This window comes from Polynucleobacter sp. MWH-Adler-W8 (assembly GCF_001889925.1).
Taxonomy (GTDB): domain Bacteria; phylum Pseudomonadota; class Gammaproteobacteria; order Burkholderiales; family Burkholderiaceae; genus Polynucleobacter.
On record NZ_LZFI01000001.1, the window covers coordinates 121,660 to 146,747 of the forward strand.

A 25,088-nucleotide genomic window follows, 5' to 3' on the forward strand; every position below is an offset into this window, starting at 1 on the left:
CGATTTTATTAGGGTTTGTCGAGAACGGTCGGAGTTAAAAAGACAAGTAGCTCGGTTTTATCTTGTAATTTAGATTTATGGCGAAAAAAATGACCAATGAGGGGTATATCGCCTAAGAGTGGGATTTTGACTTCGTCTTCCCGTTCGGTAGTTTGGAAAATGCCGCCAATGATGGCTGTCCCGCCATTTTCAACGGTGACCTCTGAGCTCAGGCTTTTGGTGTCAATGGCATATCCCTGTTCTGTTTTCATGCCTACAGTGTCCTTATTAATGCCCACTAGCATTGATATCTTTCCGTCTGGATGGATTTTTGGCAAAACCTCTAGACGAAGGTTTGCCTTTCTAAATTGCAACTTGCTGCCATTTTGATTCGAGGTTTGATAGGGCAGTTCTGTGCCTTGCTCAATGGTTGCCTTTACTTGGTCGCCAGTCATGATGCGAGGGTTGGAAAGAATCTTTCCCTGACCTTCAGATTCAAGCGCAGATAGTTCTGCCTGCAGAATACGGCTCCCATTTCTGGAGACTAAGGTTGCGGCCATGGTTGCTGGATTAAAACCACTCAAACCAGCGCCACCCAGATCCATGCTGCCAATCAATTTTTGATCTGCTTTATCCCCAACACCATTAGCTTGATATCCCAGCTTGACCCCTAGCTCACGGGCAAAGCGTTCATCAGCCTCAACTATTCGAGCTTCTATGAGGATTTGCCTTGGACTATTAATGTGGTCTCCACCAAAAGGAAGGGCGGCATCTTCACGCCGGAACTTCTGAAAGGCTTGGATTTCTGCGTGAGGCCCAATCCAGTAGATTTCTCCGTTGCGCACCAGTCTTAAGCCGCGGCTCGCCAGAATGGAGTGAAGGGCTGTTTGCCAGGGTGTATTTCTAAGGTCTATAGAGATCTTCCCCTTAATGGATTCGCTTAATAAGAAATTGGTATTACCCAATTTCGCCATAGTTTCTAAAAGTTCAGTTAATTCAATATCGGTAAATTGCAGGCTAATAGGGGTCATGAAATGATTTTGTGAGGGCGTATTACTCATTGCTGTATTGCTGGATAAAAGCATCAATACAGCTAACCAACAGGTGAGCAGTTTGAAGTATTTCTGGGGGTTATTTAGGCTGAGCTTCATTCGCTTTTTGAAGCCCTCAGAACCACAGATTTGCCTTGGGGATGCATTAGGGTCACTAGTGATTTTTCGATAGAACTTAGGCGCCATTCCCCTAAAACCTGCGCCCCCTTCTCAAAGGCAAGATGGCTTTTCCCTGTATGAAAATAGGCTTGCTGGGCATTGCCTATTTGGGACGTGCCAAGGTAGCGCCAGCGGTGTAGCTCCGACTCATGGGTTGGTGCTTGCGGCCTGTTCGGGGCTCTTGTTTCAGTCTTTCTTTCATTTAAAGAGTGAATACTTACTTCTATTTCATCAATTGCTAGATATAGCTCATCCTGATTTTGGTTAATTTGATCGCGCGTTAATAGTATCTCTTTTTTCAATTCCAAAAGCTGTTGTTGGGATGCCTCCAAAGCATCTTGGGATTGCTTATTCAGTGAGGTGTAGGTCACAAAAAATCCCATAATTGCTGCCAGCAAGACGCCAATCAAGGCGATTGGAAGTGCAATTCCTTGGAGTGAATTGCGGATCTGAATAGGATTTAAGGACTCCGTAAAGGGATTGCTTTTGCCTTCGCTTGGAGCTCTATGGGGTGCGCCTTGTTGGGGAGGGGGCTTGCGTATTCCATGGGGGTCGGGGATGGCTGGATCATCGCCGAGATCACTCAGAATTTCATCAAAAGATTGGCTGGAAATATGGCGCGCAGGCATTCCCATATTCTTCTGTTTTGGGTGCTGAAAATCCATCAGCCTAGATTGAACCCACCGTCAGAAATTAGATCTTGTCTATGGGCCGGACGGGGGTTTTGGAGCTTTTAAGGAATTTGCCTAAGCGCCCTATAATTTGGACATATGGCCTTACCTCCAAAAGACAAGCCGCCGCTGAATCAGCGCCCCATTCGTCCATCCGATAGACGCCCTCGGAATTCACGAGTTGAGCCTGGCTTGCCAAGAAATTCATTAGGAAGTCCTCTAATAAAGGCTTTACTCATTGTTGCCGCTGTAGGCGCGATAGCCCTATCACTGCTCCTTGGTTATGCTTTTTTAATTGCCAAGCCGAATTTGCCAAAAATTTCCGCTTTAACTGATTACAACCCAAAAACACCTCTGCGGATTTACACCGCCGACAAGGTATTGATTGGTGAGTTTGGTGAAGAGCGTCGCAAAGTCATCCCGCTAAATCAAATTCCGATGGCAATGCGAAACGCCGTTATTGCTACAGAGGACGATCGTTTCTATTCCCATGGCGGGGTTGACTACGTTGGGGTTCTTAGAGCGGGGGTTGCCAATCTCCGCGGACATTTGGCTCAGGGCGCTTCAACCATCACAATGCAGGTGGCAAGAAATTTCTTCTTAAGTAACGAGAAGACATTTAGCCGCAAGATTTACGAAATTCTTTTGGCGTGGGAGATTGAATCTCAACTGACTAAAGACAAGATTTTAGAGATTTATATGAACCAAATTTTCTTGGGTCAAAGAGCTTTTGGTTTCTCAAGCGCAGCGCAAATTTACTTTGGCATTGAATTGAAGGACATCAGCATTGCTCAAGCCGCAATGCTGGCTGGACTGCCTAAGGCGCCTTCGGCTTATAACCCAGTGACTAACTACCGCCGCGCCAAGATTCGTCAAGAGTACATTCTTCAGCGCATGCGCGATCTGGGTTACATCACGCCAGAGGAATACCAAAAAGCGATGATTGAAGAATTGCATATTCGCGGCTTGGGCAATGAGTTCGCGGTTCGCGCTGACTTCCCCGCTGAAATGGTTCGTCAATTACTTTTCACGCAGTATGGCGAGGCAATCTATTCACAAGGGATCGAAGTCTATACGACCATCTTGAAGGCCGATCAAGATGCCGCTTACAAAGCAGTGCGACGTGGAATTTTTGAATACGATTTACGGCATGCTTATCGTGGCCCAGAGGGTTTTATCGATCTTCCTGAAGACTCTGTGAAACGCCAGCGCGCGATTGACGAGGCATTACTTGCTTACCCGCAGTTAGATGATTTGCAGTCTGGTGTCGTGCTCGATGTGAAGCCAAAAGAAATGCAAGTCATGATTTCGACTGGTGACACCATCACTATTAAAGGTGAAGGCATGAAGTTGGCGGCTGCCTCTATTACTGATAGTACTCAGCCCAAAAAACGCTTACGCCCAGGTGCTATAGTTCGTTTGTTATCGGATGGGGGAGTCTGGAAGTTGGCTCAACTCCCGCAAGTTGAAGCTGCTTTTGTCTCCATGAATGCAGAGACCGGTGCAATTTTGTCCTTAGTAGGCGGCTTTGATTTCCGTCGTAATCAGTTCAATCACGTGACGCAAGCATTGCGTCAGCCCGGTTCCTCATTCAAGCCTTTTATCTATGCTGCCGCCATTGAAAAAGGCTTTACCCCAAGCACGATGGTGAACGATGCACCTTTATCCATTGGCGGTATGGAGACTGGTAGTCAGGCTTGGGAGCCAAAAAACTACGATGGTAAATACGACGGCATGATGCGCTTGCGCAATGCCTTGGCAAAATCAAAGAACTTAGTCTCGGTTCGCATTATTCGCGCCATCGGCCCTTCTTATGCGCAAGAATATATTCAGCGTTTTGGCTTTGAGCCAGAAAAGCACCCCCCTTACTTAACAATGGCTTTGGGCGCGGGTTCTGTAACGCCGTTGCAGATGGCCTCTGCTTATAGTGTGTTTGCCAATGGCGGTTATCGTGTAGATCCATTCTTGATTGACAAGATGGTGGACTCTAAAGGCACCGTCATGTTCGAAGCAAAGCCTACGCATGCGGGTGAAGATGCGCCTCGTGTATTGGATGCGCGCACTGCATTTGTGATGGATAGCATGCTGCAAGAAGTCACCAAGACGGGTACTGCAGCCTCTGCGCGTGGTAAGTTGGGGCGAAGCGACATTGCAGGTAAAACAGGTACAACGAATGATTCGCACGATGCCTGGTTTGCTGGCTATAACCCTAAGGTAGTTGCGATTGCATGGATTGGCTTTGATAAGCCTGCGAGTTTGGGGGATCGAGAGACTGGTGGCGGACTTGCTTTGCCAATGTGGATTTCTTATATGGCGACTGCGTTAAAAGATAGCCCTCAGATCTCCCGCGAAGTGCCAAGCGGCGTAACGCAAGTTGATGGTGACTGGTTTATCCCGGACTTCTCTACTAACGGCGGTGTGCGCGAACTGCAATAGTTCGTTTTCAACATGGCACGGCAAGCTCGCACAGTAATACCAGGCCAAGCAATGCATGTGATGGTCCGCGGCAATAATCGTGAAACCATTTTCTTTGCCGATGAAGATCGTCGTACTTATCTAGAGTGGTTGCGTGAAGCAGCGAGGCAGTTTGGTTGTGCTGTGCATGCGTTTGCTTTAATGCCTAACCATGTGCATTTGCTCATGACTCCCCAAAGCGAAGATTCGCTTGCTAAAACAATGCAGTCTCTTGGCCGTCGTTATGCCCAGTACTTCAATCAACAGCACCGCCGCTCTGGAACTATTTGGGAGGGGCGCTATCGCTCGTCTTTGATTGACCCGGATTATTTTTTACGCTGCCAGCGTTATATAGAGCTCAATCCGGTGAGATCTGGATATGAATCCACCCCCCAAAGCTCTACATGGACGAGTTTTGTAACCCACGTTGGTGGTAATGCAGAGCCTTGGTTGGTAGATCATCAGCATTTTTGGAGGTTGGGTAATACCCCTTTTGAGAGGCAGATGAGCTGGTCGAACTTTGTAAAAGAGGGCGCACCTCACTGGGAAGACCGCCAAATCACAGAATCTCTATTGCGATCCAAACCTTGGGTCAGTGATATTTATGCCAAAAAGCTCTTTAAAGACGCTCCAGAGCTTGCATTAATTCGCCACCGTGGGCGCCCTAGAAAAATTAATTCTTTAAATTCAATTACTTAGGTAATTAATAGTTTCCCTATACTTCAAATAGGGTATTGAATATTACGACTCTGTCCCCATATACAAAATTCATATTGGTGCGACATCTAAATAAATGTGACAGACTCATTTTATTTCTATTGCATCGGTGTGGGTATTCACCTATATTGGATCCTCCAAAAGTAATTAGGCCTTTGTCGCCCCTCGGAAATACTATGACTACAAAATTAAATACAGATCTTCGCCCTATCGCTCAAGGTTTATATGACCCTAGTAATGAGCATGACGCTTGCGGCGTAGGATTCGTTGCACATATCAAAGGTAAGAAATCTCATGAGATCGTTTCTCAGGGTTTACAGATTCTTGAGAATCTAGATCACCGGGGAGCGGTAGGTGCCGATCCTCTAATGGGTGATGGTGCCGGTATCTTGATTCAGATTCCAGATACTTTGTATCGCGAAGAAATGGCAAAGCAAGGCGTGACCTTGCCACCCTTAGGTGAGTATGGCGTTGGCATGATTTTCTTGCCGAAAGAGCATGCTTCACGTTTAGCTTGCGAACAAGAATTAGAGCGCACTGTTCGTCTAGAAGGTCAGGTAGTCTTAGGTTGGAGAGATGTTCCGGTAGATGTGAAATTACCGATGTCACCAACAGTGCAAATGACCGAGCCATTTATCCGTCAAATTTTTATTGGCCGTGGCCGCGACATCATGACAACCGATGCGCTCGAGCGTAAGTTGTATGTGATTCGTAAAACAGCAAGTCATGCAATTCAAGATTTGCATTTGAAGCACGGTAAAGAATATTTCGTTGCATCAATGTCCGCTAGAACCATTGTTTACAAGGGTTTGCTGTTGGCGAATCAAGTCGGTGCTTATTACCAAGACTTGCAAGACAAGCGCACTGTATCCGCGCTTGCTTTAGTGCATCAACGTTTCTCTACTAATACTTTCCCTGCATGGGAATTAGCGCATCCGTATCGCATGATTGCGCACAATGGTGAGATCAACACTGTTAAAGGTAACGTCAATTGGGTCAATGCACGTGAGGGCGCGATTAGCTCCCCAGTGCTTGGCGATGATTTGCAAAAACTCTGGCCATTGATTTACCCAGGTCAGTCAGACACTGCGTGCTTTGATAACTGCTTGGAGTTGCTGGTGATGTCTGGCTACCCATTAGCTCAAGCCATGATGATGATGATTCCTGAGGCATGGGAACAGCATGCATTGATGGATGACAATCGTCGTGCCTTCTACGAATATCACGCGGCAATGATGGAGCCATGGGATGGACCTGCGGCGATGGCATTTACTGATGGTCGTCAAATTGGCGCAACCTTGGACCGCAATGGTTTGCGTCCAGCACGTTATTACGTAACCGACGATGACTTGGTCATCATGGGCTCTGAAGCAGGTGTGTTGCCGATTCCTGAAAGCAAGATCGTTCAAAAATGGCGTTTGCAGCCAGGCAAGATGTTTATGATCGACATGGAGCAAGGTCGCATCATTGATGACGTTGAACTGAAGAATGCCGTTTCTAAAGCCAAGCCATATAAGAGCTGGATCGATGCGGTTCGTGTGAAGTTAGATGAAGTCGATGCCAGCAAGGCAGACTTAATTGACGAGAAAACGACTATTCGTCCAGCAGCTAAATTATTAGACCGTCAACAGGCATTTGGTTATACGCAAGAAGACATTAAATTCTTGATGGCTCCAATGGCCATGAATGGTGAAGAAGCTATTGGTTCAATGGGTAATGACAGCCCATTGGCTGTTCTTTCCAATAAGGACAAGCCTCTCTATAACTACTTTAAGCAATTATTTGCACAGGTGACTAATCCTCCAATCGACTCTATTCGCGAGAATATGGTGATGTCTTTAGTTTCTTTTATTGGGCCCAAGCCTAATCTATTAGATACCAATAACATTAACCCGCCAATGCGTTTAGAAGTTAGTCAGCCAATTTTGGATTTTGATGACATCACCAAGATTCGCCACATTGGTCACTACACTAACGGCAAGTTCCGCTCTTACGAATTGGATATTTGCTATCCAGCGTCATGGGGCAAAGCTGGCATTGAAGCTCGCTTAGCTTCTTTGTGTGCTGAAGCTGCAGATGCCGTACGTTCTGGCTACAACATTTTGATCGTGAGCGATCGTCAGGTTGACGAGAAGCATGTCGCCATTCCGGCTTTGTTGGCAACTTCTGCTATCCATCAGCATTTGGTGCAAAAAGGTTTGCGCACCAGCGTTGGCTTAGTAGTTGAAACTGGCAGTGCACGTGAGACTCATCACTTTGCACTCTTGGCTGGTTATGGTGCAGAAGCCATTCATCCATACCTCGCTATGGAAACGTTGGCTGAAATGGCTAAAGGATTGTCTGGAGATTTATCTGCTGAAAAAGCAGTGAAGAACTTTGTAAAAGCTGTAGGCAAGGGTCTGCAAAAGGTCATGTCCAAAATGGGCATCTCCACTTACATGTCCTACACCGGTTCACAGATTTTTGAAGCGATTGGTTTAAATCACGACATCATTGATCAGTACTTCAAAGGCACCCCATCAAATGTGGGTGGTATCGGGGTATTTGAGGTGGCTGAAGAAGCTTTACGTATGCATACAGCTGCATTTGGTAACGATCCAGTTTTAACCAATATGCTTGATGCTGGTGGCGAATATGCTTTCCGTATTCGTGGCGAGAATCATATGTGGACCCCAGACACGATTGCTAAGTTGCAACACTCCACACGCATTGGTGCTGAGAAGGGCTATCAGACTTATAAAGAGTACGCCAACATCATCAATGATCAAACCAAGCGTCAAATGACTTTGCGTGGTTTGTTTGAATTCAAGCTCGATCCAGCAAAAGCGATTCCATTGGATGAAGTGGAATCTGCAAAAGAAATCGTTAAACGTTTTGCAACTGGCGCGATGTCTTTGGGCTCGATTTCTACAGAGGCCCATGCCACTTTAGCAATCGCCATGAACCGTATTGGCGGTAAGTCTAATACTGGTGAGGGTGGCGAAGATCCAAATCGTTATGTGAACGAGCTCAAGGGCATTCCAATTAAGAAGGGCGAGACTTTAGCTAGCATCTTGGGTAGCGATGTGGTTGAAGCCAATATTCCATTGTTGGATGGCGACTCATTGCGCTCCAAAATTAAGCAGGTTGCTTCTGGTCGTTTTGGTGTGACTACTGAGTATTTACGCTCTGCAGATCAGATTCAGATAAAAATGGCCCAAGGCGCTAAGCCTGGTGAAGGTGGTCAGTTGCCTGGTGGAAAAGTATCTGATTACATCGGTAAGTTACGTTTCTCTGTGCCGGGTGTTGGTTTGATTTCTCCTCCTCCGCACCATGATATTTATTCGATTGAGGATATTGCTCAATTGATTCATGACTTGAAGAATGTTAATCCAAAGGCTGACGTTTCTGTGAAGTTGGTATCTGAGGTCGGTGTTGGAACTATTGCTGCTGGTGTGGCAAAAGCTAAGGCAGACCACGTTGTGATCGCTGGTCATGATGGCGGTACTGGTGCATCTCCATTGTCTTCAATCAAGCACGCCGGCTCCCCATGGGAGCTCGGCTTGGCTGAAACCCAGCAAACATTGGTTCTCAATGGTTTGCGCAGCCGTATTCGTGTTCAGGCTGATGGTCAGATGAAAACAGGCCGTGACGTAGTGATTGGCGCTTTGTTAGGTGCAGACGAGTTTGGTTTTGCGACAGCGCCATTGGTGGTTGAGGGTTGCATCATGATGCGTAAGTGTCATTTGAATACCTGCCCAGTTGGTGTTGCAACTCAAGATCCGGAACTGCGTAAGAAATTCTCCGGCAAACCTGAGCATGTGGTGAATTTCTTCTTCTTTATCGCTGAAGAAGCTCGCGAGATCATGGCGCAACTTGGCATTCGTAAGTTTGATGACTTAATTGGTCGCGTTGATTTGTTGGATACCCGTAAAGGTATTGAAAACTGGAAAGTGCATGGCTTGGATTTCAGCAAGATATTTGTTGAACCACAAGTAGCAAGCGAAGTCCCACGTTACCAAGTGTTAATTCAAGATCATGGCCTAGCTAGTGCGCTTGACAATATCTTGATCGAGAAGAGTGAGCCTGCATTAGAGCGTGGCGAGAAGGTTTCCTTCATTGTTCCGGTGAAGAACGTGAACCGTACCGTTGGCGCAATGCTTTCAGGAGAGGTTGCCCAGCGTTATGGTCATGCAGGTTTACCGGATGACACGATTCATATTCAATTGAATGGCACGGCTGGTCAAAGCTTTGCAGCCTTTTTAGCGCGTGGCATCACATTGGATTTAGTGGGTGATGGCAATGACTACGTTGGTAAAGGTTTATCAGGGGGGCGTGTGATTGTTCGTGCTCCTCATGAGTTCCGTGGAGATACCGCTAAGAACATCATCGTTGGCAATACCGTTCTTTACGGCGCAATTGCAGGTGAAGCCTTCTTTAATGGTGTAGCTGGTGAGCGTTTCGCAGTCCGTAACTCTGGTGCTACAACAGTTGTTGAAGGCACTGGTGACCACGGTTGTGAGTACATGACTGGTGGAACGGTGGTTGTATTGGGCGCGACAGGCCGTAACTTTGCTGCAGGTATGAGTGGTGGCATTGCTTACGTTTACGACGAGGATGGATTGTTCGATAAGCGTTGCAATACCAGCATGGCAACGCTAGAAAAAGTGCTGCCTTCTGCTGAGCAAATTGCCAAGATGCCGAAGTCTGAATGGCATGCCCCTATCGATGTCAAAGATGGCGGTGAGCGTTTGACGGACGAGCAAATTTTGAAGGGCTTGATTGAACTTCATTTCCGTCACACTGGCTCTGAGCGAGCTAAGGCAATCTTGGCTGATTGGGAAAATACCCGCAGTCGCTTTGTGAAGGTTCTTCCAACTGAGTACAAGCGTGCTCTAGGTGAATTGTGGGAAAAGGCTCAGAACAAAACTGTTGCGGCATAAGCCACTTAATTAATAAAGACATTAAGAAAAGATACTAAGGATTCGATATGGGTAAGGTCACTGGATTTATGGAGTTTGAGCGCGTCGGCGAGACGTACGAAGCGCCGGTTAAACGCCTCCATCATTACAAAGAGTTTGTGGCGGCATTAACTGATGAAGAGGCGAAGATTCAAGGCGCACGTTGTATGGATTGCGGTATCCCGTTTTGTAATAACGGCTGCCCAGTTAATAACATCATTCCTGATTTCAATGACTTGGTATTTCATAATGATTGGAAGAACGCATTAGATGTTTTGCAATCAACCAATAACTTCCCAGAATTTACTGGTCGTATTTGCCCGGCTCCTTGTGAAGCTGCTTGTACTTTAGGGATCAATAGCACTGCAGTCGGTATCAAGTCTATTGAGCACGCCATTATTGATAAAGGTTGGGAAAATGGTTGGGTTAAGCCGCAACCTTCTAAAACGAAGACTGGTAAAAAAATCGCAGTTGTTGGTGGTGGCCCAGCGGGTATGGCGGCTGCACAGCAATTGGCGCGCGTTGGTCACGACGTAACTGTATTTGAAAAGAATGATCGTGTTGGGGGCTTACTGCGTTACGGTATTCCTGATTTCAAGATGGAAAAGTGGTTGATTGATCGTCGTGTTGAGCAGATGCAAGCTGAAGGCGTTAAATTTGAGACCGGTGTTTTCGTTGGTAAAGAGGCGATTGGTGCCGAAGTAAAAAATTACTCCAATAAGACAGTTTCTCCTGAGCAGTTGATGAAAGACTTTGATGCGGTAGTAATCACCGGTGGTGCAGAGCAGCCACGTGATTTACCGGTTCCAGGTCGTGAGTTGGCTGGCGTGCACTATGCGTTGGAATTCCTGATTCCGCAAAATAAAGAAAATGCTGGCGATTTCAAAAATGAAATTCGTGCAACTGATAAGCATGTAGTGGTTATTGGCGGTGGTGACACGGGTTCAGATTGCGTTGGAACATCAAATCGTCACGGCGCAACCAAGATTACTCAGTTTGAATTGCTCCCTCAGCCTCCAGAAGTTGAGAACACCCCGTTAGTTTGGCCATATTGGCCAACAAAATTACGTACATCCTCTTCGCATGAAGAAGGTTGTAATCGTGACTGGTCTGTTGGAACCAAGCGTTTTGAGGGCAAAAACGGCAAAGTTGAGAAATTGATTGGTGTTCGTCTGGAGTGGAAAGACGGCAAGATGGCAGAAGTACCAAACTCAGAATTCGAAATTAAGGCAGATTTAGTGCTCTTGGCCATGGGTTTTGTATCTCCAGTTCAGCAGGTATTGAATGCGTTTGGCGTTGAGAAAGATGCTCGCGGCAATGCAAAAGCAACTGTTGATGGTCAAAATGCCTATCAAACGAACGTTCCCAAGGTATTTGCTGCTGGTGACATGCGTCGCGGACAGTCTTTGGTAGTTTGGGCAATTCGTGAGGGTCGTCAGTGCGCCCAAGCAGTAGACCAGTATTTAATGGGGTCATCTGTTTTACCCCGATAATATCGGGGATATGAACAGTGACCAGCCAAACTCTTTGGATGTAAACAAGCAAGCTGCAGGAGAAGTTGTCGTCTCTATTAAAGACGTCAACTTTTCCTATGCTCCAGGTGAGCGGCAGATTCTGTCTGGACTCAATATGGAGTTTCGACGTGGCCAGGTAGTGGCTGTCATGGGTGGTTCCGGCTGTGGCAAGACCACTATCCTTCGTTTGATCGGCGGGCAATTTAATGCTCAATCAGGTCAAGTTCTATTTGAAGGTCAAGACATTGGCAAGATGAATGGTGCTGAGTTGATGGCTGCCCGTCGTCGCATGGGAATGCTTTTTCAGTTTGGCGCTTTGTTCACCGACCTGAGTGTTTTTGAAAACGTTGCCTTTCCTCTGCGCGAACATACAAATCTCAGTGAAGAGCTATTGCACTCCTTGGTGCTCATGAAATTGAATGCAGTTGGTTTGCGCGGCGCAAGAGACTTAATGCCTTCACAAATTTCTGGTGGTATGGCAAGGCGTGTTGCCCTCGCTAGAGCAATTGCTTTAGATCCACCCCTTATCATGTATGACGAGCCATTTGCTGGTCTGGATCCTATCTCTCTTGGCATTACAGCGCGCTTAATTCGTGATCTGAATAATGCCTTGGGAGCCACGAGTTTATTGGTGACGCACGATGTTGAAGAGACTTTTGCCATTGCTGATTACGTATATTTCATTGCGAATGGTCGCATTGGCGCAGAAGGCACCCCCGATGAGTTGAGTCGCTCAACCGATCCTTTTGTCAGACAATTTTTGGACGCAGCTCCTGATGGCCCTGTGCCTTTCCACTATCCAGGCATAAGCTTGGAAGAGGATTTTGGAGTGAGTGCCTCATGACCACTTTTCTGAACCTGTTTGGTGATCTTGGCTTCTTTGTACGTCGCAACTTAAGTAGTCTGGGTTTGGCTGCTCGTATGTTTGCGGCAGTGATCGCACGCTCTGGATTATTACTCAAAAGACCTCGTTTAGTGATTGATCAAATTTTATTTGTTGGTAATCATTCTTTTGTGATCATTGCAGTCTCAGGGTTATTTGTTGGATTCGTTTTAGGTTTGCAGGGTTACTACACCTTAAATCGTTATGGTTCGGAGCAAGCGCTTGGGCTATTGGTTGCCCTCTCTTTAACTCGTGAGTTGGGTCCTGTCATTACCGCTTTATTGTTTGCCGGTAGGGCTGGCACTTCCTTAACTGCGGAGATTGGCCTCATGAAGGCTGGTGAACAATTAACTGCCATGGAAATGATGGCAGTCGATCCCTTGGGCCGCGTGATTGCGCCACGGCTTTGGGCCGGCATTATTTCTATGCCAATCTTGGCAACGATTTTTACGACGGTCGGCGTTCTGGGGGGCTACCTAGTTGGCGTGCCTTTGATTGGGGTCGACTCAGGCGCCTTCTGGTCGCAGATGCAAGGCGGAGTTGATCTGTTTTCGGATATTGGCAATGGCTTAATTAAAAGCATGGTGTTTGGTGTAGCTGTCACCTTTATTGCCCTATATCAGGGCTATGAATCTAAGCCCACACCTGAAGGTGTTTCGCAAGCCACTACTCGTACGGTGGTTATCTCTTCTTTATCGGTTTTAGCATTAGATTTCTTGCTAACCGCGATGATGTTCTCAAATTAGAAAGAATAAACTGGGGCTCTTATGAGAAAAAGTGCAATTGATGTCTGGGTGGGAATTTTTGTTGGCATTGGTTTGCTGGCTGCTCTATTTCTTGCACTGAAGGTTGGCAATATGAATGCAGTGTCATTTGCGCCAACATACAAAATTTCTGCACGCTTTGACAATATCGGCGGCCTCAAGCCTCGTGCACCAGTGAAAAGTGCCGGTGTGGTGGTTGGCAGAATTGCCAATATTTCCTTCGATGACAAAACTTATCAAGCAACGGTGGTGATGACTATTGAAGACTCCTATAAGTTTCCGAAGGACTCTTCCGCCAAGATTTTGACATCCGGTTTATTGGGCGAGCAATACATTGGTCTTGAGGCGGGCGGGTCAGATGATATGTTGACCAATGGCGAAAAGATTGCGCAGACACAATCAGCTATTGTTTTAGAAAATTTGATTAGCCAGTTCCTTTACAACAAAGCAGCAGATAGCGGCCAAGAAAAGGGCGCAGCAAAATGATGTTGCTCTTTATGCGCAAAGCCAAGATGGCAATCTTGCTTGGTTTGATGGCCTCTTTAATTGGCTGCGCATCCATTCCTGCTGGCGTAGAGCGCTCTCCCCAGGATCCTTGGGAGCCATTCAATCGCTCAGTTTTTGAATTTAATGAAGGCTTGGATGCTTATCTACTCAAGCCGGTAGTTGCAGGCTATCGCTTTGTGCTACCCGAATTCGTGCGTGATGGAGTTTATAACTTCTTTAGTAATTACAACGACATCTACACCGCCCTATTTAACTTGTTACAGGGTAAGCCAGACTATGCCTTTAATGACTTCATGCGAGTAGTGGTAAATACAACTATGGGATTAGGCGGACTCTTGGATTTGGCTACTCCTGGAGGTCTTGAGAAGCACAAAGAAGATTGGGGTCAAACCTTAGGTGTTTGGGGCGTGCCCTCAGGCCCTTATGTAGTTCTTCCGTTCTTTGGCCCAAGTAATGTGCGCGATACTTTTGGCACGGTAGCCGACTTAGAGTCAGACTATCTATTTAAGTATGTGAAGGATGTGGGCCTGCGAAATAGCATTACTGGCTTACGTGTAGTGAACGCACGTAATACCTATTACGAGGCCGGTGATTTGTTGGATGGCGCTGCAATTGATAAGTACAGCTTCTTACGAGATGCTTATATACAAAGACGTGCCTATCAGATTAACGAGGGCAAAGACGACGAGGAGCCTAGGATGCCTCCTTACGAGAACGGATATCAGTAAGTCTGAGTAGCACAATCAAATCGCATTGATGTATAGATAACGAAATAGAACCTATGAAAATTCAAAAAATACTTACTCAATATTTAGTGACAAGCTTGCTTTTAGTTTCTGGTGCGCTTTTTGCACAAGCTCCTGATCAAACAACTCCCCCGGATGTCTTAATTAAGATGGTCGTTACTGACGTAATGACAACGGTCAAGTCTGATCCCGACATTCAAAAGGGCAATATCCCCAAGATCGTAGATTTAGTTGAGAAGAAAATTGTTCCGTATACCGACATGCGTCGCACTACAGAAATGGCGATGGGTCCTAACTGGAAAAAGGCAACGCCTGAGCAACAGGCTCAACTGACTTCCGAGTTTAAGAATCTGCTGATTCGCACTTACTCAGGCGCTTTGAGCCAGCTACGTGACCAAACTGTGCAATTCAAGGCTTTGCGTGCCGCGCCTGACGATAAAGAGGTGGTTGTTAAAACTGTAGTGCTTGGTCGTGGTGATCCAGTGCCTTTAGATTACCGCCTTGAGAAAACTGCCGGTGGTTGGAAGGTCTATGACATGAATATTATGGGCGTTTGGTTGGTTGAGGCTTACCGCAATCAGTTTTCTAACCAAATCAGTCAAAACGGCATTGAAGGCTTGGTGAAGTTTTTGCAAGATCGCAATAAGCAATTAGCCACAGCTAAACCAGCCAATTAATTGATAAGCATAGACATCATGCCCTTTCTTTTGCCAAAAAAAGTGACGCAAGAAAATGCATTGCAGTTGCAAAAAGAAGGCCTATTAAATAGTCCAAACTTACGCTCGATTGATTGCTCCGAATTGAAAGATTTTGATTCCACCGTACTCACCGTTTTATTGGCATGGCAAAAAAAGCTTATGGCTGATGGACAATCCATTTCAGTAGAGCATGCACCAGCAAAGCTCAAGGTTTTGGCAGGTGTTTATGGTGTTTCTACATTGCTGGGCTTGTAATGACGATGCATCCTGCAATTTCTATCCAAAATATATCCAAGCAATACGGAGCACTTCAGGCTTTAGATAATGTTTCATTGAGCATTGAGCCAGGGGAATTTTTCGGTTTATTGGGGCCCAATGGTGCCGGCAAAACTACCTTGATTTCTATATTGGCTGGCCTGGTGAGGCCGAGCCAAGGTCATGCAGCCATTATGGGTGCTGATGTTCAGAAGGGGTTTCGTGAGGCACGCCGGATGCTGGGTGTGGTTCCTCAAGAGCTGGTCTTTGATCCCTTCTTTACTGTGCGTGAGACCTTACGTTTTCAATCCGGGTATTTCGGGATTAAAAATAACGATGCGTGGATTGATGAGATTATGGCTAATCTTGATCTCACCTCCAAAGCGGATAGCAATATGCGCTCCTTGTCTGGCGGAATGAAGCGTCGAGTGCTTGTCGCACAGGCTTTAGTTCATAGGCCGCCTGTCATTATTTTGGATGAACCGACTGCTGGCGTGGATGTTGAGTTACGTCAATCCTTATGGCAATTTATTAGTCGGTTGAATCAAGATGGTCATACGATTGTTCTGACTACTCATTACCTGGAAGAGGCGGAAGCTTTGTGTCAGCGTATTGCCATGCTGAAACAAGGCAAGATTGTGGCTCTAGATACCACTGCCAATTTATTAAGTCGTTACGGATCTGTCAAAAAAGATGGTGAAGGTAAAACGGACTTAGAAGAAGTCTTCGTGAACATCATGTCGGGGAGTGCGCAATGAAACATGGCCTCAATCGACCTGCTCTAGAGTACGGCAGTGGTTTTCCTACCCTTTTGTTTAAAGAGGTAAAGCGCTTTTATAAAGTAGCTTTCCAGACGGTGGCAGCACCGGTACTTACAGCTGTGCTCTACCTGATGATCTTTGGCCATGTTCTTGAGGGCAGAGAGGTCTACGGACGTTTAAGTTACACAGCCTTTTTAATTCCTGGTCTTGTGATGATGAGTGTTTTGCAAAATGCTTTTGCAAATACTTCATCTTCTTTGATTCAATCTAAGGTCACTGGTAACTTAGTGTTTGTTTTGTTGGCTCCCCTAAGCCATTTTGAGTTTTACTCTGCTTATATTTTGGCTGCAGTATTTCGGGGAATTGTTGTGGGACTGGGCGTTCTATTAATTACCATCTGGTTCGCAACACCCACTTTGGAATACCCATTATGGATTTTGACGTTTGCTTTCTTGGGTGCAGCAATTTTGGGAAGTCTTGGTTTGATAGCAGGTATTTGGGCTGATAAATATGACCAGTTAGCTGCTTTTCAGAACTTCATCATCATGCCCGCAACGATGCTGTCAGGTGTCTTTTACTCCATTCATTCCTTACCGCCAGCGTGGCAAGCAGTGTCACATTTCAATCCGTTCTTTTACATGATTGATGGTTTCCGTTACGGCTTTTTTGGGGTTTCAGATAACTCCCCTTGGAGCAGCTTAGTAATTGTGTTCTGTTTTTTTGTGGTGGTGTCGGTCATTGCTTTACGCCTATTACAAAAGGGCTATAAGCTTCGTTATTAATTGTTGAAAACTCGAGTTTGATTAGGAAAAGAAATGCTACCCACCCCAGAACAGATTGAAGGCTATATCAAGCAAGGGCTAGCCTGCACCCATATTCAGGTTGAAGGTGATGGCCAGCACTTTTTTGCAACCATCGTGAGCCCTCAGTTTGAAGGTAAGCGTTTGGTGCAACGCCACCAATTGGTATACGGTGCAATGGGTGATCGCATGAAGGCGGAAGTCCATGCCTTATCAATCAAAGCATTTACACCTGAAGAATTTGCACAAAATTCAGCAGTATAAAAATTACATCATTACGCATTACAAATTAATAAATCAGTTTTTACTGGAATCGTTTCATGGATAAATTACGAATGGTTGGCGGCACTCCTCTCAATGGAGAGGTAGTCATTGCTGGCGCTAAAAATGCTGCATTGCCCATTCTGTGCGCTTGTCTATTGACTGATCAACCAGTTGTATTGCGCAATGTTCCTGATTTGCAAGATGTGCGTACTATGCTCAAGCTTTTGCAAGAGATTGGTGTAATGGTTGATTTCCCAAGTGCTGGTGATCGTAGTCACATGGTGTTGAATGCAGCGGTTATTAAAAGTTCAGAAGCGACTTATGAGATGGTGAAAACTATGCGCGCCTCCATCTTGGTACTTGGCCCACTTTTGGCCAGAATGCATAGCGCAAAGGTTTCATTGCCGGGTGGTTGCGCAATTGGCGCACGTCCAGTAGATCAGCACATCAAAGGCTTGAAGGCGATGGGCGCGAGTATCAAGATTAAGAGTGGCTACATTCAGGCTGAAACCAAGCCACAGTCAGATCGCCTAAAGGGCGCCTCCATCTTGACTGACATGATTACCGTAACCGGTACTGAGAATTTGTTAATGGCTGCCACTTTGGCATCGGGTACAACCATCTTAGAAAATGCTGCACGCGAGCCTGAGGTTGGTGACTTGGCTGAATTGTTGGTCAAGATGGGTGCGAAGATTTCAGGCATTGGTAGTGATCGGCTAGTGATTGAGGGAGCAGAAAAACTTCATGGTGCTGAGCATTCGGTTATTCCGGATCGTATTGAAGCGGGCACATTCTTATGTGCGGTTGCTGCCACTGGTGGGGAAATTACAGTCAAGCACTGCCGCCCAGACACTTTGGATGCTGTGATTGTTAAGTTAAAAGAGGTCGGCCTGGAAATGGAGATTGGCTCTGACTGGATTAAGGCTTCCATGCAGGGTCGTCCTAAAGCAGTCAACTTCCGCACCTCTGAGTACCCCGCTTTCCCGACAGATATGCAAGCGCAACTGATGACGGTCAATGCAATTGCATCGGGCAACTCAACGATTACAGAAACGATTTTTGAAAATCGCTTTATGCATGTTCAAGAGCTCAATCGTTTGGGTGCGGACATTGCTATTGAAGGTAATACTGCTATTGCGCAGGGAGTAGAAAAGCTCTCCGGTGCGATTGTGATGGCTACGGATTTGCGGGCCTCAGCTAGTTTGGTGATTGCTGGATTAGCTGCCCAAGGCGAAACCCAGGTAGACCGGATTTACCACTTAGATCGTGGCTATGACCGCATGGAGCAGAAGTTAACCCTCTTAGGTGCCAATATTGAGCGCGTGAAGTAAGGCTGATGGATAATTAGTCCATGAAATTGACTTTAGCCCTCTCCAAAGGGCGCATCTTCGAAGAAACTGCAGAGATCTTGTCCAAGGTTGGCATAGTGCCGCTGGAGGATCCTGAGAAGTCACGCAAACTCATTATTGAGACATCTAATCCAGATGTTCGTCTCATTATTGTTCGTGCCTCAGATGTGCCTACTTATGTGCAATTTGGTGGTGCTGATTTTGGAGTTGCTGGTTTGGATGTATTGATGGAAAAAGGGAGTGATGGTTTGTACGTTCCTTACGACTTAGATATTGCCAAGTGCCGCATGTCTGTCGCGGTCCGCGAAGGTTTTGATTACGCTGCTGCTGTAAAGCAAGGTTCCCGCTTAAAAGTGGCCACGAAGTACGTCAATTGCGCGCGCGAACACTTTGCCAATAAAGGTGTGCACATTGATACGATTCAACTGTATGGCTCAATGGAGCTCGCACCTTTGGTGGGCTTGGCAGATGCGATTGTGGATCTAGTCTCTACTGGCAATACGCTCAAAGCGAATGGCTTAGTTGAAGTTGAGCCGATTGCCGATATTAGCGCGCGCCTAGTCGTCAATCAAGCTTCATACAAGCGCAAGCGAGCTCAGCTACAACCTATTTTTGAGCTACTGAAGTAATAGTAGCTAGAAGAGAAGTCTTCCCTCATGCCTTCAAACATTAACGTAAAACGCCTCAATAGCAAGGATGCAGGCTTCAGAGAAATTCTGTTGTCGAGCTTGTCCTTGCCGTCTGCTGATGATGAGGCGATAGATGCTGCAGTAGTGAAGATTTTGGCAACTGTTAAAGACAAGGGTGATGAAGCGGTTCTAGGCTTTACAAAACAGTTTGATCGCTTGAGTGTGGCCAGCGTTTCTGATTTAGAGATTCCTCGCAAAGATTTGGAGCTGGCTTATCAGTCTTTATCTGCTGAACAAAAAAATGCTCTCGATATTGCTGCCCAAAGAGTGCGCGCTTATCACGAGAAGCAAAAGATTGAAGCAGGTTGCCACTCTTGGGAGTACGAAGAGAAAGATGGAACACGTCTCGGTCAAAAAGTAACTCCATTAGATCGTGTTGGTATTTATGTGCCAGGCGGTAAGGCAGCTTATCCATCATCCGTGCTGATGAACGCTATTCCCGCAAAGGTGGCGGGTGTTGCCGAAGTGATTATGGTGGTGCCTACTCCTGATGGTGCGCGCAATCCTTTAGTTTTGGCGGCAGCTTATCTTGCTGGTGTAGATCGTGTCTTTACGATCGGTGGTGCTCAGGCAGTTGGCGCTTTAGCCTACGGCACTAAAACTATTCCGTCGGTTGATAAGATTGTTGGACCTGGCAATGCCTATGTGGCTGCAGCCAAGCGCAGAGTCTTTGGTACTGTTGGCATCGATATGATCGCTGGCCCATCAGAAATCTTGGTTCTTTGTGATGGATCTACTCCTCCGGATTGGGTTGCAATGGATCTGTTTTCTCAGGCTGAGCATGATGAGCAGGCTCAATCGATCCTGCTCTGTCCAGATGCTCAATATATTGAGCAAGTGCAAGCAAGCATCAACAAGCTCCTCCCAGAAATGCCAAGAGCAAAAGTGATTGAAGCTTCACTCACAAATCGCGCTTTGTTAATTCAGGTAAAAGATATGTCTGAGGCCTGTGAGATTGCTAATGCAATTGCCGCTGAGCACTTAGAGATTTGCGCTGCTGATCCACGTCAGTGGGCTGACCAAATTCGTCATGCGGGCGCCATCTTTATGGGTAACTACACCAGCGAATCCTTAGGCGATTACTGCGCCGGACCTAATCACGTTTTACCGACTGCACGCACGGCACGCTTTTCTTCACCATTGGGTGTGTATGACTTTATCAAGCGCTCGAGCATGATTGAAGTTAGTGAAGCTGGAGCTCAGACCTTAGGTGCTGTTGCTAGTACGCTAGCTCACGGTGAGGGCTTACAAGCCCATGCACGTGCAGCTGAAATGCGCCTGAATAAGTAAGTGCGCAATAAGCCTGCGCTTACTTCTTAAAAAATCTAACTCAGAATTTCTTTTAAAGCAGCGACAAGTTCATTGCTTTGTTCGTCTGTGCCAATCGTAATGCGCAAGAACTCTTCGATGCGTGGTGATTTGAAGTGACGCACGATGATGCCGCGATCCCGTAATGCTTGATATAGCTTGGCACCAGCATGTTTCGGATGGCGACTGAAAATAAAGTTTGCAGTCGAAGGCAGGGTTGCAAATCCCAATGCATCGAGTTGCTCAATTAACTTTGTACGAGTTTGAATCACTTTGGCTGAAGTTGCTTCCAGATGCGCTTGGTCCTCAATGGCTGCAACCGCACCAGCTTGAGCAAGGCGTCCCAAGGGGTAGGAGTTAAAACTATTTTTGACTCGTTCTAAGCCCTCAATTAATGCTGGATGACCAACCGCAAAGCCGACGCGCAGACCAGCTAGAGCACGTGATTTTGAAAGCGTGTGTACTACTAACAAATTTTCTTGACAGTTGGCGCCACGCAATAGCGGAATACAAGATTCAGTCCCGTAATCTACATAGGCTTCATCAATAACAACTACTGAATCTTTGTTGCGCAAGACTAGCGCTTCAATTTCTGAGCGAGGAATTGATCTACCCGTTGGGGCATTGGGGTTTGGGAAAATAATTCCGCCGTTAGGAGTTTGGTAATCAGCAGTTTTTATCTCAAAATTTTCGTTCAGGGGAACTATTTGGGCATTAATTCCAAAGAGCTTGCAGTAGACGGGATAGAAGCTATAGGTTATATCTGGAAAGTGCACTGGCTTATTTTGCTTGAGTAAACCAGCAAAGACGTGCGCCAACACTTCATCAGAGCCATTGCCTACAAAAACTTGATTTGCGTCTAAGCCATGTAATTTAGCGATAGCTTGTTTTAGGGCTGCGCCTTCCGGATCGGGATAGAGGCGTAAATCGGCAGTATTTTGACCTTCAATAGCAGCAAGCGCTTTGGGCGATGGGCCATAGGGGCTCTCATTGGTATTGAGTTTTACCAGCCGCTGCATTTGCGGTTGCTCCCCTGGAACATAAGGGGTTAGGGTTTGAACAACAGGGCTCCAAAAACGGCTCATGAGGGTTCTCAGGTCAAAAATCGGGATAAAAGTGCAGTGATATCGGTATTTAAATCTCTTCTAGGAATGATATTATGAGGCTTCAATCAACACTTCGCCTCGCGGCGCAATGAAGCATGCGGCAAGCCGACGTCACCCGAAACACTTCGGAAACCAAAATTCAGATTTCCATCAATTTAGATGGAACCGGTAAGGCTGAGCTAGCCTCCGGGGTTCCTTTTCTAGATCACATGCTCGATCAGATTGCCCGTCACGGCATGATTGACCTCAAAGTGGTTGCAAATGGCGACACCCATATTGATGACCACCACACTGTTGAGGATGTGGGAATCACGCTAGGGCAGGCCTTCGCCAAGGCAGTGGGTGATAAAGCGGGTATTACTCGTTACGGTCACTCCTATGTGCCGCTTGATGAGACCCTTTCTCGTGTAGTGATTGATTTTTCTGGCCGCCCAGGTTTGGAATTTAATGTTCCATTTACGCGTGCACGTGTAGGCGACTTTGATGTGGATCTCAGTATTGAGTTCTTCCGTGGTTTTGTGAATCACGCTGGAGTCACTTTGCACATCGATAATTTGCGCGGTATTAATGCGCATCATCAGATTGAAACTGTGTTCAAGGCTTTTGGTCGCGCTTTGCGTATGGCTTTAGAGCTTGATCCACGTGCTTCAGGCGCCATTCCTTCAACTAAAGGAAGTCTGTAATCTAGACTCCCCACGGTTGCTCAGAAGACAACAGTAGATAACAATAGACAGCAGGTAAATTTTGGCGCAAACCATTGCGATCGTCGACTATGGAATGGGTAATCTCCGTTCTGTATATCAAGCATTTCATCATGTTGCACCCGATGACAATGTATTGATTGCTCATCAGCCAGAAGAGATCCACTCTGCAGATCGCGTCGTTTTGCCCGGTCAAGGTGCTATGCCAGATTGCATGAAGCATCTAGAGGAATCCGGATTATTGGATGCCTTACTGGAGGCTTCTAAAAGTAAGCCGCTGTTAGGGGTCTGTGTCGGAGAACAAATGCTCTTTGATAGAAGTGCAGAGGTACGTGCCGCCGAGCAATGGACGCCTTGCTTGGGTTTGATTCCCGGGGAAGTGCGTCGTTTTGAGCTGGTTGGTCAAAAGCAGCCAGATGGCTCCTCATATAAAGTCCCTCATATGGGCTGGAACCAAGTGCGCCAAGACCGAAAACACCCGCTTTGGGATGGCATACCTGATTTAACGAGCTTCTATTTTGTGCATAGCTACTATGTTGTGCCGCAGCGTAATGAAGATACAGCTGGCTCTACTGAATATGGCGATTGGTTTACTTCTGCGGTGGCGCGAGATAATATTTTTGCAACTCAATTTCATCCAGAAAAAAGTGCAGAATACGGTTTAAAGCTTTATCAAAATTTTGTTTCTTGGCAACCTTAATACTCCTAACCATTCGCTATGCTGCTGATTCCCGCAATTGATCTTAAAGACGGCCACTGTGTTCGACTCGAACAGGGTGATATGGATAAAGCTACAGTGTTTTCAGAAGACCCTGGCGCAATGGCGGCGCATTGGATTAGCAAGGGTGCTCGACGCTTACATTTAGTAGATCTCAATGGCGCATTTGCTGGCAAGCTCAAAAATGAGTCTGCGATTAAATCGATTCTCAAAGCAGTTGGCAATGAAATTCCCGTGCAGCTCGGCGGTGGTATTCGTGATCTTGAAACGATTGAACGCTTATTGGATGATGGTATTAGCACTGTCATTATTGGAACAGCAGCCGTGAAGAATCCTGGCTTTGTTCAGGATGCCTGCACAGCATTTCCAGGTCATGTGATGGTTGGTTTGGATGCGCGTGATGGCAAAGTAGCTACTGATGGTTGGAGCAAGATTACCGGTCATGAGGTGATTGATCTTGCCAAAAAGTTTGAAGATTGGGGTGTAGAGGCAATTATCTATACCGATATTGGGCGGGATGGCATGCTCAAGGGCGTCAACATCGAAGCCACAATCAAGCTGGCGCAAGCCATTCGTATTCCGGTAATTGCCAGTGGCGGCCTCTCTAATAATCAAGATATTGAAGCGCTTTGTAAGGCTGAAGAAGAGGGTGTCATGGGAGTGATTGCGGGGCGCTCAATCTACGCTGGCGATCTTGATCTTGCAGTCGCTCAAAAATATGCCGATGAGTTAACCCTCAAGTACGCAAAGAAAATCATCTAGTGTTAACGAAGCGAATTATTCCTTGTTTGGATGTCACTGCAGGGCGCGTAGTTAAGGGTGTGAACTTTGTAGGCTTGCGTGATGCAGGCGATCCCGTGGAAATCGCTAAACGGTATGACACCCAAGGCGCCGACGAGCTGACATTCTTAGACATTACTGCAACATCTGATGGTCGCGATTTAATCTTACACATCATTGAAGATGTGGCATCACAGGTTTTTATTCCCTTGACTGTTGGTGGTGGTGTTCGTGCAGTTGCGGATGTTCGGCGCTTGCTCAATGCCGGCGCAGATAAAGTGAGCATGAATTCTTCTGCGGTAGCCAACCCTGATTTAGTTTCCGATGCTGCTGCTCATTACGGCTCCCAATGTATTGTGGTGGCGATTGATGCCAAGCAAACTGAAGCGGGCAATTGGGAAGTGTTTACCCAGGGTGGTAGAACTGCGACCGGAATGGATGTAGTCACATGGGCTGCTGAAGTGGCTAAACGTGGTGCAGGCGAGATTCTTTTAACTAGCATGAACCGCGATGGCAGCAAGGATGGCTTTGACTTGGCCTTAACTGCCGCAGTAAGTGATGCAGTTTCTGTTCCCGTGATTGCCTCTGGCGGCGTTGGTAATTTGCAGCATTTAGTGGATGGCATTACTAAGGGCCATGCAGATGCCGTATTGGCAGCTAGCATTTTTCACTATGGCGATTACACAGTCGGTCAGGCAAAAGAATACATGGCAGCCCAAGGTATTCCGGTTCGGATTTAAGTGGGTTTTTTAAGCGCTAATCGCCATATGCGCGATAAATGCTGAGCGGTTTTCACCAGCGGACTTGGCCTTAGCATCTAATCTTGCCAGCACTCTTTTTGGTAAAGAGATATTTACTCTTTCGATATCGTCGGACAGTAATACCGGGTCAATCTCAGCAATTGCCCAGATATATCCTTTGAACTCTTTCTTCTTTTGAAGATCGGTAATAGAGCTGGGCTTTGGGATATCTTCGCCCGCGTCTAATGCAGTTTCAATCCAAAGTTCAATTGCTTCTTTGGCATTCTCAATAGCCTCATCAATTCCACTGTCAGCCGCAGAAAAGCAGCCTGGCATATCGGGAATAATCACACCCCAGGCTAAGTTATCTCCACCCGGTTCAATAGCAATTGGATATTTCATCATAGCCCTTCTGTAAACATACGAATTTTAATTTATACACACAGTACACACAAATGAGAGAAGTGTCCATGAAATAGTGGGGTCTTTTTGGCAGGCCCTAGAAACTCGTTATTTGCTTGGCGCAAAACAAT

The 25,088-nt window shown here is 46.4% G+C and carries 24 protein-coding genes; 20 read left to right on the forward strand and 4 right to left on the reverse strand.

Going from position 1 to position 25,088, the window contains the following annotated elements:
* Positions 1–8 precede the first annotated feature (8 nt).
* Positions 9–1,010, reverse strand: a complete 1,002-nt coding sequence (locus AOC28_RS00690) for a secretin and TonB N-terminal domain-containing protein (RefSeq protein WP_237767699.1) — start codon at positions 1,008–1,010, stop codon at positions 9–11.
* A 116-nt stretch (positions 1,011–1,126) separates the two neighbouring features.
* Entirely contained in the window at positions 1,127–1,855 is a 729-nt protein-coding gene (locus AOC28_RS00695) for a hypothetical protein (protein ID WP_072582082.1), read from the reverse strand.
* A gap of 105 nt (positions 1,856–1,960) precedes the next feature.
* Here AOC28_RS00695 and AOC28_RS00700 point away from each other — a divergent pair, with 105 nt between their 5' ends.
* From AOC28_RS00700 to hisD, 16 genes are all read left to right on the forward strand, one after another.
* Positions 1,961–4,297, forward strand: coding sequence for a penicillin-binding protein 1A (locus AOC28_RS00700; RefSeq protein ID WP_072582083.1), 2,337 nt, complete (start codon positions 1,961–1,963; stop codon positions 4,295–4,297).
* Positions 4,298–4,309: 12 nt separating this feature from the next.
* Positions 4,310–5,014: a transposase gene (locus tag AOC28_RS00705; protein ID WP_072582084.1), complete on the forward strand. Its 705-nt coding sequence runs from the start codon at positions 4,310–4,312 to the stop codon at positions 5,012–5,014.
* Positions 5,015–5,208: 194 nt separating this feature from the next.
* Positions 5,209–9,954: a glutamate synthase-related protein gene (locus tag AOC28_RS00710; protein ID WP_072582085.1), complete on the forward strand. Its 4,746-nt coding sequence runs from the start codon at positions 5,209–5,211 to the stop codon at positions 9,952–9,954.
* A gap of 47 nt (positions 9,955–10,001) precedes the next feature.
* Positions 10,002–11,465 (forward strand): glutamate synthase subunit beta, encoded by a 1,464-nt coding sequence (locus tag AOC28_RS00715; RefSeq protein ID WP_072582086.1) that lies wholly within the window; start codon positions 10,002–10,004, stop codon positions 11,463–11,465.
* A gap of 10 nt (positions 11,466–11,475) precedes the next feature.
* Positions 11,476–12,330, forward strand: coding sequence for an ABC transporter ATP-binding protein (locus AOC28_RS00720; protein WP_072582087.1), 855 nt, complete (start codon positions 11,476–11,478; stop codon positions 12,328–12,330).
* Entirely contained in the window at positions 12,327–13,115 is a 789-nt protein-coding gene (mlaE, locus tag AOC28_RS00725) for a lipid asymmetry maintenance ABC transporter permease subunit MlaE (protein WP_072582088.1), read from the forward strand. The genes AOC28_RS00720 and mlaE overlap by 4 nt, the downstream gene beginning before the upstream one ends.
* A gap of 21 nt (positions 13,116–13,136) precedes the next feature.
* Positions 13,137–13,619: an outer membrane lipid asymmetry maintenance protein MlaD gene (mlaD, locus tag AOC28_RS00730; protein WP_072582089.1), complete on the forward strand. Its 483-nt coding sequence runs from the start codon at positions 13,137–13,139 to the stop codon at positions 13,617–13,619.
* The gene (locus AOC28_RS00735) at positions 13,616–14,368 is read left to right on the forward strand and encodes a VacJ family lipoprotein (protein WP_072582090.1); all 753 of its coding nucleotides are present in this window, start codon (positions 13,616–13,618) and stop codon (positions 14,366–14,368) included. The genes mlaD and AOC28_RS00735 overlap by 4 nt, the downstream gene beginning before the upstream one ends.
* Before the next feature lie 53 nt (positions 14,369–14,421).
* Positions 14,422–15,063 carry an ABC transporter substrate-binding protein gene (locus AOC28_RS00740; RefSeq protein WP_072582091.1) on the forward strand — a complete coding sequence of 214 codons (642 nt, stop codon included), beginning with the start codon at positions 14,422–14,424 and terminating at the stop codon, positions 15,061–15,063.
* Positions 15,064–15,081: 18 nt separating this feature from the next.
* Positions 15,082–15,339: an STAS domain-containing protein gene (locus AOC28_RS00745; protein ID WP_072582092.1), complete on the forward strand. Its 258-nt coding sequence runs from the start codon at positions 15,082–15,084 to the stop codon at positions 15,337–15,339.
* Positions 15,340–15,344: 5 nt separating this feature from the next.
* Positions 15,345–16,097: an ABC transporter ATP-binding protein gene (locus AOC28_RS00750; protein ID WP_072582126.1), complete on the forward strand. Its 753-nt coding sequence runs from the start codon at positions 15,345–15,347 to the stop codon at positions 16,095–16,097.
* On the forward strand, positions 16,094–16,882 hold the full coding sequence (locus AOC28_RS00755) for an ABC transporter permease (protein ID WP_072582093.1): 789 nt from the start codon (positions 16,094–16,096) through the stop codon (positions 16,880–16,882). The genes AOC28_RS00750 and AOC28_RS00755 overlap by 4 nt, the downstream gene beginning before the upstream one ends.
* A 33-nt stretch (positions 16,883–16,915) precedes the next feature.
* Positions 16,916–17,164, forward strand: a complete 249-nt coding sequence (locus tag AOC28_RS00760; protein WP_072582094.1) for a BolA family protein — start codon at positions 16,916–16,918, stop codon at positions 17,162–17,164.
* A 56-nt stretch (positions 17,165–17,220) separates the two neighbouring features.
* The gene (murA, locus tag AOC28_RS00765; protein ID WP_072582095.1) at positions 17,221–18,495 is read left to right on the forward strand and encodes a UDP-N-acetylglucosamine 1-carboxyvinyltransferase; all 1,275 of its coding nucleotides are present in this window, start codon (positions 17,221–17,223) and stop codon (positions 18,493–18,495) included.
* A gap of 20 nt (positions 18,496–18,515) precedes the next feature.
* Positions 18,516–19,142, forward strand: coding sequence for an ATP phosphoribosyltransferase (gene hisG, locus AOC28_RS00770; RefSeq protein WP_072582096.1), 627 nt, complete (start codon positions 18,516–18,518; stop codon positions 19,140–19,142).
* Positions 19,143–19,169: 27 nt separating this feature from the next.
* Positions 19,170–20,492, forward strand: coding sequence for a histidinol dehydrogenase (gene hisD / locus AOC28_RS00775; RefSeq protein ID WP_072582097.1), 1,323 nt, complete (start codon positions 19,170–19,172; stop codon positions 20,490–20,492).
* Between the two features lie 35 nt (positions 20,493–20,527).
* Here hisD and hisC read toward each other — a convergent pair whose 3' ends face one another.
* The gene (hisC, locus tag AOC28_RS00780) at positions 20,528–21,595 is read right to left on the reverse strand and encodes a histidinol-phosphate transaminase (protein WP_072582098.1); all 1,068 of its coding nucleotides are present in this window, start codon (positions 21,593–21,595) and stop codon (positions 20,528–20,530) included.
* A 116-nt stretch (positions 21,596–21,711) separates the two neighbouring features.
* On the opposite strand from hisC, the gene hisB reads away from it, so the two are divergent.
* The 4 genes from hisB (at position 21,712) to hisF (ending at position 24,555) form a co-directional block, all read left to right on the forward strand.
* On the forward strand, positions 21,712–22,299 hold the full coding sequence (gene hisB, locus AOC28_RS00785) for an imidazoleglycerol-phosphate dehydratase HisB (protein ID WP_072582099.1): 588 nt from the start codon (positions 21,712–21,714) through the stop codon (positions 22,297–22,299).
* Positions 22,300–22,360: 61 nt separating this feature from the next.
* Positions 22,361–23,017, forward strand: a complete 657-nt coding sequence (gene hisH / locus AOC28_RS00790; RefSeq protein ID WP_072582100.1) for an imidazole glycerol phosphate synthase subunit HisH — start codon at positions 22,361–22,363, stop codon at positions 23,015–23,017.
* An 18-nt stretch (positions 23,018–23,035) separates the two neighbouring features.
* On the forward strand, positions 23,036–23,797 hold the full coding sequence (hisA, locus tag AOC28_RS00795) for a 1-(5-phosphoribosyl)-5-[(5-phosphoribosylamino)methylideneamino]imidazole-4-carboxamide isomerase (RefSeq protein WP_072582101.1): 762 nt from the start codon (positions 23,036–23,038) through the stop codon (positions 23,795–23,797).
* A complete protein-coding gene (gene hisF, locus AOC28_RS00800) occupies positions 23,797–24,555 on the forward strand; it encodes an imidazole glycerol phosphate synthase subunit HisF (RefSeq protein ID WP_072582102.1) in 759 nt (252 codons plus the stop codon). The genes hisA and hisF overlap by 1 nt, the downstream gene beginning before the upstream one ends.
* 9 nt (positions 24,556–24,564) lie before the next feature.
* On the opposite strand, the gene AOC28_RS00805 is transcribed toward hisF, so the two are convergent.
* Positions 24,565–24,957 (reverse strand): type II toxin-antitoxin system HicB family antitoxin, encoded by a 393-nt coding sequence (locus tag AOC28_RS00805; protein ID WP_072582127.1) that lies wholly within the window; start codon positions 24,955–24,957, stop codon positions 24,565–24,567.
* Positions 24,958–25,088 lie beyond the last annotated feature (131 nt).

Bases quoted from the DNA above. Each gene is read 5' to 3' on its own strand.
- AOC28_RS00690 (WP_237767699.1), bottom strand. From the start codon at position 1,010: ATGACCCCTATTAGCCTGCAATTTACCGATATTGAATTAACTGAACTT.
- AOC28_RS00695 (WP_072582082.1), bottom strand. From the start codon at position 1,855: ATGGATTTTCAGCACCCAAAACAGAAGAATATGGGAATGCCTGCGCGC.
- AOC28_RS00700 (WP_072582083.1), top strand. From the start codon at position 1,961: ATGGCCTTACCTCCAAAAGACAAGCCGCCGCTGAATCAGCGCCCCATT.
- AOC28_RS00705 (WP_072582084.1), top strand. From the start codon at position 4,310: ATGGCACGGCAAGCTCGCACAGTAATACCAGGCCAAGCAATGCATGTG.
- AOC28_RS00710 (WP_072582085.1), top strand. From the start codon at position 5,209: ATGACTACAAAATTAAATACAGATCTTCGCCCTATCGCTCAAGGTTTA.
- AOC28_RS00715 (WP_072582086.1), top strand. From the start codon at position 10,002: ATGGGTAAGGTCACTGGATTTATGGAGTTTGAGCGCGTCGGCGAGACG.
- AOC28_RS00720 (WP_072582087.1), top strand. From the start codon at position 11,476: ATGAACAGTGACCAGCCAAACTCTTTGGATGTAAACAAGCAAGCTGCA.
- mlaE (WP_072582088.1), top strand. From the start codon at position 12,327: ATGACCACTTTTCTGAACCTGTTTGGTGATCTTGGCTTCTTTGTACGT.
- mlaD (WP_072582089.1), top strand. From the start codon at position 13,137: ATGAGAAAAAGTGCAATTGATGTCTGGGTGGGAATTTTTGTTGGCATT.
- AOC28_RS00735 (WP_072582090.1), top strand. From the start codon at position 13,616: ATGATGTTGCTCTTTATGCGCAAAGCCAAGATGGCAATCTTGCTTGGT.
- AOC28_RS00740 (WP_072582091.1), top strand. From the start codon at position 14,422: ATGAAAATTCAAAAAATACTTACTCAATATTTAGTGACAAGCTTGCTT.
- AOC28_RS00745 (WP_072582092.1), top strand. From the start codon at position 15,082: ATGCCCTTTCTTTTGCCAAAAAAAGTGACGCAAGAAAATGCATTGCAG.
- AOC28_RS00750 (WP_072582126.1), top strand. From the start codon at position 15,345: ATGCATCCTGCAATTTCTATCCAAAATATATCCAAGCAATACGGAGCA.
- AOC28_RS00755 (WP_072582093.1), top strand. From the start codon at position 16,094: ATGAAACATGGCCTCAATCGACCTGCTCTAGAGTACGGCAGTGGTTTT.
- AOC28_RS00760 (WP_072582094.1), top strand. From the start codon at position 16,916: ATGCTACCCACCCCAGAACAGATTGAAGGCTATATCAAGCAAGGGCTA.
- murA (WP_072582095.1), top strand. From the start codon at position 17,221: ATGGATAAATTACGAATGGTTGGCGGCACTCCTCTCAATGGAGAGGTA.
- hisG (WP_072582096.1), top strand. From the start codon at position 18,516: ATGAAATTGACTTTAGCCCTCTCCAAAGGGCGCATCTTCGAAGAAACT.
- hisD (WP_072582097.1), top strand. From the start codon at position 19,170: ATGCCTTCAAACATTAACGTAAAACGCCTCAATAGCAAGGATGCAGGC.
- hisC (WP_072582098.1), bottom strand. From the start codon at position 21,595: ATGAGCCGTTTTTGGAGCCCTGTTGTTCAAACCCTAACCCCTTATGTT.
- hisB (WP_072582099.1), top strand. From the start codon at position 21,712: ATGCGGCAAGCCGACGTCACCCGAAACACTTCGGAAACCAAAATTCAG.
- hisA (WP_072582101.1), top strand. From the start codon at position 23,036: ATGCTGCTGATTCCCGCAATTGATCTTAAAGACGGCCACTGTGTTCGA.
- AOC28_RS00805 (WP_072582127.1), bottom strand. From the start codon at position 24,957: ATGAAATATCCAATTGCTATTGAACCGGGTGGAGATAACTTAGCCTGG.